This window comes from Grylomicrobium aquisgranense (assembly GCF_033971865.1).
GTDB classification, from domain to species: Bacteria; Bacillota_I; Bacilli_A; order Erysipelotrichales; family Erysipelotrichaceae; genus Bulleidia; species Bulleidia massiliensis.
The window spans coordinates 1-13,682 of record NZ_JALBUR010000041.1 but is presented as its reverse complement, the minus strand read 5'-3'; the positions used below and the strand labels follow the sequence as shown (position 1 = coordinate 13,682).

Annotated in this window: 12 protein-coding genes; 8 read left to right on the top strand and 4 right to left on the bottom strand. The window is 49.8% G+C overall.

The window, feature by feature from the left end; translation table 11 throughout:
• Positions 1–287 (top strand): transposase (locus MOZ60_RS10415; protein WP_370596622.1); only part of this gene is annotated, 287 nt, incomplete at its 5' end.
• 194 nt (positions 288–481) lie between these two features.
• Here MOZ60_RS10415 and bsh read toward each other — a convergent pair.
• The 4 genes from bsh to MOZ60_RS10395 form a co-directional block, all read right to left on the bottom strand.
• On the bottom strand, positions 482–1,456 hold the full coding sequence (bsh, locus tag MOZ60_RS10410) for a choloylglycine hydrolase (RefSeq protein ID WP_370596621.1): 975 nt from the start codon (positions 1,454–1,456) through the stop codon (positions 482–484).
• Positions 1,457–1,565: 109 nt separating this feature from the next.
• Entirely contained in the window at positions 1,566–2,744 is a 1,179-nt protein-coding gene (gene gltS / locus MOZ60_RS10405; protein WP_370596620.1) for a sodium/glutamate symporter, read from the bottom strand.
• Positions 2,741–3,688, bottom strand: a complete 948-nt coding sequence (locus MOZ60_RS10400; protein WP_370596619.1) for a TAXI family TRAP transporter solute-binding subunit — start codon at positions 3,686–3,688, stop codon at positions 2,741–2,743. Before MOZ60_RS10400 ends, gltS begins: the two co-directional genes overlap by 4 nt.
• Positions 3,689–3,762: 74 nt before the next feature.
• Positions 3,763–4,572 carry a PHP domain-containing protein gene (locus MOZ60_RS10395; protein WP_370596618.1) on the bottom strand — a complete coding sequence of 270 codons (810 nt, stop codon included), beginning with the start codon at positions 4,570–4,572 and terminating at the stop codon, positions 3,763–3,765.
• A gap of 117 nt (positions 4,573–4,689) precedes the next feature.
• Between MOZ60_RS10395 and MOZ60_RS10390 the strand changes: the two genes are divergently transcribed.
• From MOZ60_RS10390 to cuyB, 7 genes are all read left to right on the top strand, one after another.
• Positions 4,690–5,469: a MurR/RpiR family transcriptional regulator gene (locus MOZ60_RS10390; protein ID WP_370596617.1), complete on the top strand. Its 780-nt coding sequence runs from the start codon at positions 4,690–4,692 to the stop codon at positions 5,467–5,469.
• A gap of 100 nt (positions 5,470–5,569) precedes the next feature.
• Positions 5,570–8,122, top strand: coding sequence for a heavy metal translocating P-type ATPase (locus MOZ60_RS10385; protein WP_370596616.1), 2,553 nt, complete (start codon positions 5,570–5,572; stop codon positions 8,120–8,122).
• Between the two features lie 26 nt (positions 8,123–8,148).
• Positions 8,149–9,285 carry a D-alanyl-D-alanine carboxypeptidase family protein gene (locus tag MOZ60_RS10380; protein ID WP_370596615.1) on the top strand — a complete coding sequence of 379 codons (1,137 nt, stop codon included), beginning with the start codon at positions 8,149–8,151 and terminating at the stop codon, positions 9,283–9,285.
• A gap of 11 nt (positions 9,286–9,296) precedes the next feature.
• A complete protein-coding gene (locus MOZ60_RS10375) occupies positions 9,297–9,638 on the top strand; it encodes a phage holin family protein (protein ID WP_277009457.1) in 342 nt (113 codons plus the stop codon).
• A 100-nt stretch (positions 9,639–9,738) separates the two neighbouring features.
• Positions 9,739–11,586 (top strand): asparagine synthase (glutamine-hydrolyzing), encoded by a 1,848-nt coding sequence (gene asnB / locus MOZ60_RS10370; protein WP_370596614.1) that lies wholly within the window; start codon positions 9,739–9,741, stop codon positions 11,584–11,586.
• Positions 11,587–11,597: 11 nt separating this feature from the next.
• A complete protein-coding gene (locus MOZ60_RS10365) occupies positions 11,598–12,833 on the top strand; it encodes a carboxylate--amine ligase (RefSeq protein WP_370596613.1) in 1,236 nt (411 codons plus the stop codon).
• Entirely contained in the window at positions 12,830–13,537 is a 708-nt protein-coding gene (cuyB, locus tag MOZ60_RS10360) for a cysteate racemase (protein WP_370596612.1), read from the top strand. Before MOZ60_RS10365 ends, cuyB begins: the two co-directional genes overlap by 4 nt.
• Positions 13,538–13,682: the final 145 nt, after the last annotated feature.

Here is a 13,682-nt window from a genome sequence, read left to right as displayed (position 1 = left end):
GCTACAAGGAAGTAGGAATTAATGTCGTTGGAGAAGAGCTGAAAGCAGAAGCCAGAAAACAACTGGATACAGAACATGGTATAAAGCTGAAGGTAATGCGCAGCGAACAGGCAGAAGGAGCTTTTGCAGCAATCAAAGAAGATATGGGATTTGACCGTTTCCACAGAAGAGGATTGAAAACCGTGAAAATGGAATTTCTTATGGTATGTCTGGGATATAATCTGCGTAAATACCATAGCTGGAGACTCCGACGAATGGCTGCAGTTCCTCACAATATGATGAGCTGATCAGAAAATAGAGCAAAAAATGATCTGAAAGATAAGAAAAGGCAAAGAACTGTTTTAATAATGCTTTGATATAAACCATTCATGCATAGAAATGACTCTGCTGAATAAGTCTTGGTAAAGATAATACAAAAGAAAACAAAAAAGGCCCATAACAGAGCTAATTCATCATTAGCAACTGTTACAGGCCCTTTTCCTTAGTTAATGTTGTTGATCTGCTGCTTTGTGACCAATGGATAGCTGACCAGCTTATCTGCATCCAGATTTTCATGGTGCATATAAACAGCTGAGATCTGGCTGTTGTCATAGGTGCGGTAGTAGTAAATGCCTTTGTCCATGTTGCAGCAGGAGGAGTAGATGGTGATTTCATATTTGCCATCACCGAGGTCGCAGCAGCCTCTTTGCTGTTCCACAGAAGAAAGGATATGGAAGAACTGGCTGACGGAGGAGTTTTCATCCTCTTTGGATACGGAGTTCAGCTTTGTGAATGCCACTTTGACAAAGCGGGATCCAGATGACAGATCGCCCGGCAGGCCGATTCCGCCCATGCCGCGGCTGTATTCATCCAGGTCAATCTTTCCAAATGTGGATGGATGAGAAGCAGCGGAAACATTCCGATAATCATTCAGACGGAACAGTTGCTTGTCAAAGGTTGGATTGTTGGTCATCACACCAACCGGGTTGTCATAGACATGCAGGCCGTCTTTTGTTGATTCAACGACGATGGATCTTTCCTTGTCCGTGATCATCCAGTGCAATGGCGTGATCGGCAGTTCTTTGGAGAAAGGAATGCTGACGAGGCGAATGCTGGCAAGCAGCTTTTCGGCATCAGAAACTGTGGCGCACTGGCCAAGAATCCATGGAATGAATTCAAATGGCGATATTTCATCCTTTCCATCATGTAAAGGTTCCGGGAAATAACCATTGCCTGGGAAGTTGAGTCCGGCCATGGAAAGACCGTCTTCATTGGTGGCATCATAGTACAAAGGATAGCCATTGCAGACAAAGGCCATGCCAATCAATGCCTTGTGGTTTGTCAGCGTGTCTTTGGTGCGGAAAGGCAGTGGGAAATTGCGCGGGGTGATGGTGACAGATTCCTGATAGGAAAATTCCAGGTCCAGGTTTCTGCCAAAATAATGATCTTTTGTTGTGTATGTAGCACATGTGCACATAATTTTGCCTCCTTGTGATGCGATCAAAACATCTTCCTTTATTATAGGATGATTGCGGTGTTTAAGCGTATCAAAAAAACGGGCTGTCTTCATTGATAGTCCGTATTTTCTATATGAGATTGATGAAAATCGTGATGATGAGTGAGTTGATGAAGTCCGCAAACAGGGATCCGACAATCGGGATGAGCAGGAATGCCTTGATGCTTTCACCATGCTTTTCGCTGACTGCCTGCATGTTTGCCATGGCATTCGGGGTGGCACCCATGCCAAACCCGCACACACCTGCCGCGATCACGGCGGCGTCATAATCACTGCCCATGCATTTGAAGACAATGAACCGCGCATACACAAACATCAGTGCGGTCTGGCCAATCAGCAGAATGACCAGCGGCAGGGCAAGATCTGCCAGCTGCCAGATTTTCAGTGTGATCATGGCAATGCCAAGGAAGATGGAAAGGCAGATGCTGCCAAAGGAGTCAATCTCTTCCATGTGGATGGTGAATTTGCCGGAGATTTCGGCAATGTTGCGGAAGATGGCAGCCGCAATCATTGCCCCGATGTAGATGGGAAATGTCATGCCTGTTTTGGATAGCAGCCAGGAAAGAATGGTGCCGATGCCGGCACAGACAATTAATGCAAATACGGCATTGGGATAGTTCTCAAGGCCTTTGAGGGTTTCCTGGAAGGTTTCATGATGGGCTGCATCATCCTTAGGCTGCAGATGCTTTTTGGTGATCAGACCATTTGCCAATGGTCCGCCCATTAAGGATCCCATGATCAGACCGAAGGTGGCAGCTGCGGTCGCAATCGTGGTGGCTCCGGTGATGCCGAAATCTTCCAGCACGGGTCCGAAGGCACCGGCTGTGCCGTGTCCGCCAACCATAGGAATGGATCCCGTGCAAAGGCCGATCAGGGCATCAATATGCAGCAGGCGGGAAAGCCCGACTGCCACGCCATTCTGGGCAGTGATCAGAATGATGACGAGAACCAGAAAGAGAAACAGATCTTTTCCGCCTTCTTTGAGAACCCTGATGTTTGCCTGAAAGCCGACTGAAGTAAAGAAGAGCACCATTGCCACTTCGCTTAAGGAGCTGTCAAAGGAGATTTCGGCAATGCCTGATACATACAGGATGCAGGTGAGAATGGAGAAAACCAGACCGCCGGCAACGGGTGAAGGGATACAGAAACGCTCCAGCAGCGGAATCTTCTTTTTCAGCCAGGATCCAAAGGCAAGCACGATCACAGCCACGGCCATGGTCTGATAGCGGTCAAGTGTCAGTGAGATCATCCTGCCACCTCGGTATCAATGTCATGTTCTTCATACCATTTCAAGGCCCCTTCATGGAATGGGATTGTGATGCCTTTTACGGCTTCTGCAGGATCCAGCTGCAGGTCTGCGCTGACAATGCTTTGCAGCTCTTCTGTTTTTGCAAAGAGAGTTTCTGTCATGAGATAGATAAGATCTGATGAAGCTTCATTGGATGCCACAAGTACAGACCGCACACCAACGGTCTGAATTGCATCCTGGCTTCCATATGTATCTGATGGAATCGTCACAGCTTCCAGACCCGGTGCCAGGGCAAGAATGTGATTGACCATGTCTTCATCCAGAGACAGCAGGCGGATTTCGTCCTGATGTTCTTCGATGATGTCAGCCGGTGCACCTGCAGTCACAAACATCGCATCGATGTCCTTGTTCAGCAGATGATCCATGGCATCTTCATAATCGTAATTCAATGTGGTGACATCACCTTCCTGCAGGCCGGCCGCATCCAGCAGCTCCTTTGCATTGCGCTCCGTGCCGCTTTCTTCCTGCCCGATGGAAACTTTCTTTCCCTGCAGGTCAAAGAGCGTATGAATATCAGAATCACTGCGCACCACGATCTGGACGGCTTCCATGTACAAAGAGGCAATGGCAGAATATGTCTTTGCATTGTCGGTATCGGCACTGTCTGCATCGTAATACATTTCATTGATCAGATCAGACTGGGCAATGCCGGCTTTAATATATCCCTCTGAAAGCAGACGCAGGTTGGCTGCCGATCCGGCGGTAGAGCGCACACTGATCTGGTAATCAGGATCCTGTTCTGTAACCAGTCTGGCAAGCTCTGCGCCAAAGCTGTAATAGACACCGCCTTCAGGTGCGGTTCCAAAACGGATGGATGTTTTCCTGGAACAGCCGCTCAGCACAAGACCTGCGGATACGATGGCAGCTGTGATTGTTCTTTTCATGCCTGTTCTCCTTTTTAGCGGTGAGATTATAGCACAGGCAGACAGCACGCACTGCGCAAAAAAGCATCCTTCTTTCAGAAGAATAACTTCTTGCGGCGGGATGCTTCGCTGATCAGATCATACTTGTCGAGAATGTGACAGTTGAGTCCTTCAATGACAGACAGTGCTCTTCTGAGGTATTCATCTGTCAGAAAGAGCTTTGGATCATGGATGTCCATGCCAATGATGATGTCACAGTTCTTCTTTGCAAATTCTTCAAAGAAGATGCGGACCGGATAGGCATAGCGGTATCCATCCTGGTATTTGATCATTCCCTGGCGGACACCAGAGCCGCAGTTGAGCTCCAGCGGGATGTGATATGTATTGGCGATATCCGCGATCCTTTGGGCGATCTGTCTGACACTTTCATCGATCACCGGATAGCTCCACATGCATACATCCGGATGGGCAATATAGTCACACAGATTGTGCGCACATGCATATTCCAGCTGGTCGGTATACATGTCCAGCTCTTTCTTTGTGGTCAGATCATAGGAGCTTTTGCCGCCATAGCTGAGATTGTGCTGGCCCAGAAGGCAGTATTCACTGCGCTGGCGCCACTGTGTTAATGTTTCCCACTCACTCTGATAGCATTCCACTTCCATGCCGACATGGATTTCAATCTGGTCCTGGTATTTCTTTTTCAATGCTTCGATACAGGAAAAGTAATCATCCACCTGCTCTATATTCATGCGTTCGGTTGGCTCGGGATCCTTGTAAGGAGCGTGATCCGAAAAGCCAAGTACGCTGACGCCTGCCTGTATGGCAGCCTGTACATATTCTTCATCTGTGCCGACGGCATGGCCGCAGCGGCTTGTATGGGTATGAAAGTTGCGTTCAATCATGATTGACTATCCTTTCTTTTTACTGGGAGAATACATGCCGCCGGTGGATGCGTCAAGCATTCCGCCGCATGACTCTTCCTGTTTGCATTTTTCCGGGAACCGGCATAAGATGCCTGTATGTTATTTGGTTATACACAGATTATTTCTTTGAACGAGAATGAGAGCGGTGTGTTCAAGTATGTCATTGAGCATCCTGCCCAGGCTGTACAGATGAATATCCGTGAGCTTGCCCAGGAAACCGGTACATCCACGGCAACGGTGGCACGGATGTACAAGAAGCTTGGCTGTGCATCCTATCCTGTGTTTTTAAGCCGGATTCAGGCATATGAACAGCAGATGCCGGATCAAAACACATGTGCCGGCTATATGGTCTCTGCCCTGCAGACAACAATTGATCTGATTCAGAAAAACAATGATGCCTGGCAGAAAGCAGTGAAAATGATTTGTGAAAGTGATGCCGTGACGGTCATGGGGTGCGGCAACTGCGGTGCGCTGGCGATGTATGCAGCCCGCTATCTGTCCAATGCCGGTTTTTATGCCACAGCCGTCACTGATGTCTTCTATCCGCCCCAGCTTGGCAATACAGAGAAACATTTGATTCTGATACTTTCAGAAAGCGGTGAAAACCGGGAAATGGTCCAACAGGCAATGCTGAATCAGAAATACGGCAGCCATATTCTGGTAATGACCGGCAATCCGGATTCCACGCTTGCTTCTCTTGCTGAGGCAGTGCTTCCCATCGTCATGCAGCGGTATTTACTGCCGCAGACCTATGATCTGACAAGCGGTGTTTCCATGCTGTATGGCGTTGAATACCTTGGCCAGGAACTGCTGCGCTATAATGACCGGATCAAGAAAACAGATCCCAAGATTCATGTGGATGCTGGCAAAGCGTGATGCCGGCATTTTTCATATTGACGATCAGGATAGAAAGACTATACTTTACATATGAACAGTTGTTCAACTGTTTGGCATAAAGAGATAAGAGGATACGAATATGAGCGTACATGAAGATCAGACATATAAGCTGGATGTGACAACCGACTGTGCAGACTGTGCTGCCAGGGTAGAGCGTGCTGTTGCCGGCATCGAAGGGCTGGATAATGTATCACTGTCCTTCATGTCCCATACGCTGCGCTATGACTGTGATCCTGCAAAGCAGAAGGAACTGCTTTCTGTGATCAAAAAGACCATCATGGATGTTGAGCCGGAGGCAGACATCAAGGATGCGGCAACAACCATCAGGCGGTCGTTCGCCATTACCGGCATTGACTGTCAGGATTGTGCTGACAAGCTGGAAGAAAGCTTTCAGAAGATTGATGGCATTCAGGATGTGCGTCTGTCCTTTCTGAAGGAGTCGCTGCAGTATACGTGTGATCCAAAGGACAATGACCGCATTGAAAAGGAAGTGCGTGAGATTGCTGCTCATGAAGAACCGGATGCCCGCATTGTGGACAAAGGTGATGTGCAGAAGAAAATCTATGTATTCTCAGTGAAAGATATTGACTGTGCCGACTGTGCTGCCAGGCTGGAAAAGAAGATTTCTGGTATTGACGGCATTTCAAATGTGGCACTGGACTTCATGAACAGCCGGCTGAGCTATGAAGCGGATGTCAAAGATGCAGTGCGCATTGAAAAGGAGATGCGCGATGTTGTTGCCGGCATGGAACCAGATGCCAGCGTGTCCGCTCTGCACGAACACAAGGAAGAAAAAGAGGAAGCAGAGGAGGAAGATGACAACCGGAAGATGATCATCCGCCTGATTGCGGGTGCCATTCTGTTTGTGCTGTCTCTTGTCATGCATGGCACAGCTGCCATCATCTTTGGCCTGGCTTCCTATTTGATTCTTGGCTATGATGTCATCCTCAAGGCATTCCGCGGCATTGGCCATGGCCAACTGTTCGATGAACACTTCCTGATGACAGTTGCGACCTTTGCGGCCATTTATCTGCGTGACTTCAAGGAAGCAGCCGGTGTCATGCTGTTCTATCAGATCGGTGAATTCTTCCAGGATCTTGCTGTTGACCACAGCCGTAAATCCATCGGCTCTTTGATGGCGATCCGTCCTGACTATGCCATGGTCAAACAGGCAGATGACTGGGTCAGGGTGGATCCTGCCACGGTGCAGCCTGGTGATATTGTCCAGGTCAAGCCGGGTGAGAAAGTGCCGCTGGATGGCGTGGTAGTCGAAGGCACTGCCTCGCTGAACACAGCTTCCCTGACGGGTGAAAGCAGACCGGTGGATGTGGATGTCAACGATACGGTGTTGTCTGGCTCCATCAATGAAAACGGTGTGCTGGAAATCAAAGTAACCAAGGCGTATGGTGATTCCACCGTCGCAAAAATTCTGGATCTGGTGGAAAACAGTGATGCCCACAAGGCCAAGGCGGAAAACTTCATCACGAAGTTCTCACGGATTTATACGCCGGCTGTTGTCGGTGCTGCGGTTGTGACCGCGACTGTTGTATCGCTGATGGGCTATGGTGTGCAGGAAGGCATCTACCGTGCCTGTACATTCCTGGTTATTTCGTGTCCATGTGCGCTTGTGATCTCCATTCCGCTGAGCTTCTTTGCCGGCATTGGCGGCCTGAGTTCACGCGGTGTTCTGGTCAAGGGTGCTGATCTGATCGAAACACTTGCCAAAACCGAGAATGTTGTCATGGACAAAACCGGCACATTGACCAGCGGTGTATTCGCCGTGGAAAAGGTCGTTGGTGAAAACAAGGATGAAATTCTTGAGGCTGCCAGTGCTGTGGAATATTATTCCAACCATCCGATTGCCAGGGGCATCAAAGCTGCCTGGAAAGGCACCATTCAGGAGAGCGATCTTTCTGATGTCAGTGAGATTGCCGGCCGCGGTCTATCTGCTGCGTACAAGGGACATGCACTGCTGGCAGGCAATGCCAGACTGATGCAGGATCATCAGATTGCCTTCCAGGAAGTCAATGAACCCGGTACGCTTGTGTATGTGGCCCGTGATGATGTCTATCTTGGTGCTCTTGTGCTGCGCGATCAGCTCAAGCCGACCGCAAAGAAAGCTGTTTCTGATCTGCATGCCATGGGCAGAAAGGTCATGATTGTCTCTGGTGACAATCAGGCGATCACGGATCTGGCTGGCAGTGAGCTTGGCGTGGACCATGCCTATGGGGCATGTCTGCCGGCGGATAAGGTGGCGCGTGTGCAGGCCATTCATGGCCAGGGTGTGACAGCCTTTGTCGGGGATGGCGTCAATGATGCGCCGGTGCTGGCTGCTGCGGATACGGGCATTGCCATGGGTGCGCTTGGCTCTGATGCGGCGATTGAAGCTGCGGATGTGGTCATCATGGATGATGATCCGGCCAAGATTTCGCTTGCCATTGAGGCATCCCGCCGCATTCTGAAGGTTGCCAACCAGAACATCGTCTTTGCCATTGCCGTCAAGCTGACCTGTCTGGTACTTGGTGCCTTTGGCATTGCCAACATGTGGATGGCGATCTTTGCGGATACGGGTGTGGCGATGCTGTGTGTGCTGAACTCACTGCGTCTGCTGCGTATTGCCCGCCGCGCATAAAACTGATTATAATAAAAGGCATGCATATGAAGAATTGGATCACAGCAGTATTGATTCCGGCATGCCTTTTAACGTTTCTGCCGGTGCATGCGGATGATATGGAAATCGCCAGCGGCCATGCCGTGCTGATGGATACTGGCAGCGGGTCGGTGCTGTATGAAAAAGACAGCCAGACACAGGTGCCTGCCGGGGCCATGGCCATTGCCATGAATGTGCTGGCATCATATGACAGTACAGAAGAGAAAGTGACGTTTTTGAGCAAGGATGAAAGCTTTGACATGTCTGCCGGTCTGGAAAACAAGAAGAGCTATGCAGTGGCTGATTTGCGGGCACAGGCGATGCTTGGCGGCTATCAGGATGCGTCTTATGCGCTGTCACTGCTTGGCGAAGACGGTGTGAAGCTGCTCAATAACAAGGCCGCTGCCCTGTCGATGACCAAGACTGTTTTTGCCAATGTGACGGGGGCAGCAGATGATGCCCAGGTGACAACTGCCCATGATCTGGGCCTGCTTGGTGCTGCGCTGGATACCAATGCCAAAGATCTCTATGGGGCATCTTCGTATACGTTGTCGGATGATGCAACCGTATCACGGGATGTGTTTTCCTATGACGGTCTGGATGGCTATTATTACTGGCAGGATGATACGGGTGTTTCGGCAGTGGCCAGTGCTTCCCGAGACGGGACGCGCTTAACGGCTGCGGTCATGCAGGCAGACAGTGAAGAAACTGCTTTTTCTGATCTGACAAAGCTGCTGGATGATGGCTATAACAACTTCAAGAGTGTTGCCATCACAAAGGATGCGGTCGGTACCAAAGAGCTGGATATCATGGATAATGGCACCAATGTGCATGTGAGCTTTGCTTTGAGTTCAGATCTTTCGGTGCTGATGGCCAAGGATGCAGATGAGACTGCCCTGACAACTTCCATTGAAGTCATGGATGAGACAAGTGCTTCTGACTGCCGCGGCTATCTTGTGATTTCGATGAATGGGGAAGAAATGGGCAGGTTCCCGCTGACCAAGACGACTTCTGAGGATGTCAGCAGTGATGCATCATCGAAGAAAACAAATGTCTTTGGTATTCTGTGTGCGGTGGTGACTGTCGCGTCTGTCCTGCTATTTGTCTATAAATATGCATCGAGGCTGATCAAGCCGCATGCATAAGGAGGTTGTACGTGCGTAAGTTTCTGATTGGATGGTTTGTAAATTTTCTGTCTCTCTGGCTGATTGACAATACAATGAGTGGAATTTCCTTTTCCGGTGCTGAGGCAATGGCATTTGCCTCACTCGTTCTGGTTCTGCTCAATGCGACCTTAAAACCCATCCTGAAGGTGCTGTCACTGCCGGTGACGATTCTGTCCTTTGGCATCTTCTCACTGTTCATCAATGCCTTTATCCTGGTCATTGCCCTCAGTGTGTCGCCAGGCTGCTATCTGGATGGCTTTGGATCGGCTTTTCTTGCCAGCATTCTGCTGACGATTTTCAATACGCTGCTGAATTGGATCATTGGCGAGTAAAAACGGCACACTGCCGTTTTTATTCTGGCGGTATTGGTGTTGGCGCATCCAGTACGCCTGCCGTATAATAAGTTGTACTTTACAAAAGGAGGTTCCCTGTATGTGTGGTTTTGCAGGTTTTACGGGCATGTATGATGGCCGTGAAGATATGATTCAAAAGATGTCGGAGCGCATCCGGCACAGAGGACCGGATATGGAAGGGTACTGGGTCCATGGCAATAGTGACAAGGATGCCGTTGCCCTGGGATTCCGCAGGCTTTCCATTCTCGATCTGAGTGAAGCCGGTGCCCAGCCGATGATTTCCGAGGATAAGTCGGTTGTGGTTGTCTTCAATGGTGAGATCTACAACTTCATGGAACTCAAGGAGATCTTAAAGAAGAAGGGCTATCATTTCCATTCCAAATGCGATACCGAAGTATTGCTGTATGGCTATGAAGAGTGGGGAACAGGCTTAGCTGAACGGCTGCGCGGCATGTTTGCCTTTGTGATTGCGGATACCAGAAAGAACCGGCTGTATGGTGCCAGAGATTATTTCGGCATCAAGCCGCTGTACTATTCCTTCCTGGACAATCACAATCTGATCTTTGGATCTGAAATCAAATCCTTCCTGGAACATCCTGCCTGGCACAAGGAAGTCAATCCTGATGCACTGCGTCCGTATCTGACTTTCCAGTATTCCGCCATGGATGAAACGTTCTTCAAGGGAACTTACAAGCTGGAACCGGCTCACTGGTTTATCTTCCAGGATGGCCAGATGCACATTGAGCAGTACTGGGATATCGATTTTTCCAAGAAGACAACGGCATCGATGGATGATGTTGCCGAAGAGATTGTCAGGCGGGTGGAAGAGACTGTCAAAGCACACCGCATCTCTGATGTACCGGTAGGCTCCTTCCTGTCCGGCGGTGTCGATTCTTCCTATATTACAGAGGAACTCAAGCCGGAAGATACATTCTCGGTCGGCTTCCCGTCCAAGAACTTTGATGAGACAGAAGATGCAAGCCGTCTGAGTTCTCTATTGCATGTGAAGAATTTCCGGCAGGAGCTGGATGGAGATGCATGCATGGAAGCTTTTGCGGATATTCAGTATCACATGGATGAGCCGCAGTCCAATCCTTCCAGTGTACCGCTGTATTTCCTTGCCAAGCTTGCCCGCCAGCACGTCACGGTCGTCCTGTCTGGTGAGGGTGCCGATGAGATTTATGCGGGCTATGAGTGGTATGACGAGTATGACATGATGAAGAAGTACAAGCGTCTGCCGCAGGGGATGCGGATCCTGGCTGCGGATGTGGTCCGCCATCTGCCGTACTTCAAGGGCCATGACATGATTCTGGCCAGCACCGGCCGGCCGGAGGATTACTTCATCGGCCAGGCCAGAGTGTTCTCTGAGAAGGAAGCGTATGACATTCTCAAGCCAGCCTACCGCAAGGGACCTGGCGTGAGAGATATTACCCAGCCGATCTATGATAAGGTGAAGGATCTTTCGGAGCTGGAGAAGAAGCAGTATCTCGACTTCCATCTGTGGCTGCCGGGAGACATTCTGCTCAAGGCAGACAAGATGTCGTGTGCAAGTTCTCTGGAGCTGCGCGTGCCGTATCTGGACCGCTATGTGGTGGAAGAAGCTGCCCGGATTCCGGCTGACTATAAGATCAATGATATTGATACAAAGTATGTGTTCCGCAAGGCTGCCAGCACGAAGATTCCGCAGGAGTGGGCTTTCCGTAAGAAGAAGGGTTTCCCGGTGCCGATTCGTGAGTGGGTCAAAGAGGACAAGTGGTATAAGCAGATTCGTGATGATTTCACAAGTGATGTGGCCAATGAGTACTTTGATACGGACAAGCTTGTGAAGCTGCTGAATGATCATAAGGATGGCAGAGCCATGAACCAGAGAAAGATCTGGACGGCCTGGACATTCCTGACCTGGCATAAAGTGTTCTTTGGGGAATAAAAGGAGGCAGTATGACGAATATTATTCCAGTCATGCTCGGGGCTGATCTGAACTGCTATAACCTGGCCCGGGCGTTTCATGAGGCATATGGCGTGAAATCATGGTGCTTTGGCCGCTACAAGATGGCGCCAACCATGTATTCTTCCATTCTGCACTATACAGCCCTGCCGGATCTGGAAGAGGATGAGACCGTCATTCAGGTGCTGCAGGACTTTGAAAAGGCGCATCCGGATGGAGAGCTGTATCTGATGGCATGCACAGACCGCTATGCGGATATGCTCATCCGTCTGCATGACCGCTTCCCGCGCTATCACTGCCCGATGCCGCCAAAATCCATTTATCAGGAAATTCAGAAGAAAGCAGAATTCTACCAGGAGTGTGACCGCTTTGGCATTCCGTATCCAAAGACAGTTGTCAAAACAGGCCCGGTGGAACTTGAAGAAGTGCAGGCAGATGCGCTTGGCTTTGATTATCCGATCATCATCAAGCCTTCCTTTTCTTCAGAATACTTCATGCATGAGTTTGAGGGCATGCGCAAGGTATACGTTTCCCACAGTCCTGAGGAATCTGTACAGATTGTCAAAACGATCTACAGCCATGGCTACAGTGACAAGATGATTCTGCAGAAGATGGTTGCCGGCGGTGACAGCAATATGCGCGTACTGACCTGTTTCTCGGATAACAAGGGCAAGGTCAGAGCCATGTGCCTTGGCCATACGATGGTTGAGGAACATACGCCGACCGGCCTGGGCAACCATGCGGCAATTGTGACCGAAGACGTCACGAAATTCCCGGTGGCGGAAAAGATCCGCAAGATGCTGGAAACGATCGGCTATACCGGTTTCTCCAACTTTGATATCAAGGAAGACGGCAATACCGGCAACTTCTATGTGTTTGAGATCAATCTGCGCCAGGGCCGCTCCAATTACTATATGACCGGAGCCGGCCTGAATCTGGCTAAGCTGATTGTGGAGAAGTATGAGGATCCGGGTGAGGACCTGCAGGTATGCACGCAGGAGACTTACTGGCATCTGATTCCAAGTGCCGTTGCGTTCAAGTATACCGAAGACAAGGATCTTGTGGAAAAGGCAAGACATCTGGAGAAGATTGGACGCAGTTCTTCTTCGCTGGAATACCGCTATGATGAAATGCACAATCCGCTGCGTTTCCTGATCGTCAAAGAACAGCTGCGCCGCCAGTTTGGCAAGTTTGCAAAGTATTATCCCAAACCGGAGAACGCCCAATGAAAAAAACACTTGGCATCATCGGGGGGATGGGGCCTGAAGCCAGTGAAGTGTTCTATCTCAAGCTTACCCAGGCAACCAAGGCGGAGAAAGATCAGGATCATCTGAACATTCTGCTGTGGTCGCATGCGGATATTCCAGACCGTACCGGCAGTATCAAAGCTGGCAGGAAAGAAGAGCTGTGGGCCGTCATGGCAAAGGATGTCGAAATGCTCAAGGCATGCGGCTGTGACTATCTGGCAGTGCCATGCAATACGAGCCATGTGTTCCAGGACCGCTTTGAACAGCTTATGGACGGGCATTTCATCTCGATGATTGATGAAGCTGCCAGCTATGCGAAAACGGTTGGCAAAACGATCGGTGTACTGGGCACGGATGGCACGGTTGCCAATGATCTCTATGGCAGGGCATTGCGGCGAAACGGCTGCACATGCGTCTATCCGGACCCTGATGATCAGCGCAGTGTCATGCAGATCATCTATGAACAGATCAAGAAGGGACAGCGCGGCAATCTTGCCCTGTTCCAGAACATCTGTGAACATATGAGGGCAAAGGGCTGTGATGCTGTCATTCTGGCATGTACAGAACTGTCTGTATTGAAGAACAATTACACAGAACTGGCAGATCCCTGGTATCTGGATGCCATGGATGCTTTAGTCAAAACCTGTGTGATAACATGTGGAGGCATTTATCAGGGAAAACTCTGATGAATGCTTTTTTTGCGGAATAGGGTAGAGTGAGCCGCGTTAGCGGCTCGACCCTCCCGTTGCACCGTACGTACGGTTTTCCGTATACGGCGCTACGTTTGTATTTACTTACGATTATTGAGGTAGTATTCCAACGGGTTGACCA

Excerpts from the sequence above, each read along its gene's own strand:
- gltS (WP_370596620.1), bottom strand. The coding sequence starts at position 2,744 with ATGATCTCACTGACACTTGACCGCTATCAGACCATGGCCGTGGCTGTG.
- cuyB (WP_370596612.1), top strand. The coding sequence starts at position 12,830 with ATGAAAAAAACACTTGGCATCATCGGGGGGATGGGGCCTGAAGCCAGT.
- MOZ60_RS10380 (WP_370596615.1), top strand. The coding sequence starts at position 8,149 with ATGAAGAATTGGATCACAGCAGTATTGATTCCGGCATGCCTTTTAACG.
- bsh (WP_370596621.1), bottom strand. The coding sequence starts at position 1,456 with ATGTGCACATGTGCTACATACACAACAAAAGATCATTATTTTGGCAGA.
- MOZ60_RS10400 (WP_370596619.1), bottom strand. The coding sequence starts at position 3,688 with ATGAAAAGAACAATCACAGCTGCCATCGTATCCGCAGGTCTTGTGCTG.
- MOZ60_RS10365 (WP_370596613.1), top strand. The coding sequence starts at position 11,598 with ATGACGAATATTATTCCAGTCATGCTCGGGGCTGATCTGAACTGCTAT.
- MOZ60_RS10390 (WP_370596617.1), top strand. The coding sequence starts at position 4,690 with ATGTTATTTGGTTATACACAGATTATTTCTTTGAACGAGAATGAGAGC.
- MOZ60_RS10395 (WP_370596618.1), bottom strand. The coding sequence starts at position 4,572 with ATGATTGAACGCAACTTTCATACCCATACAAGCCGCTGCGGCCATGCC.
- asnB (WP_370596614.1), top strand. The coding sequence starts at position 9,739 with ATGTGTGGTTTTGCAGGTTTTACGGGCATGTATGATGGCCGTGAAGAT.
- MOZ60_RS10385 (WP_370596616.1), top strand. The coding sequence starts at position 5,570 with ATGAGCGTACATGAAGATCAGACATATAAGCTGGATGTGACAACCGAC.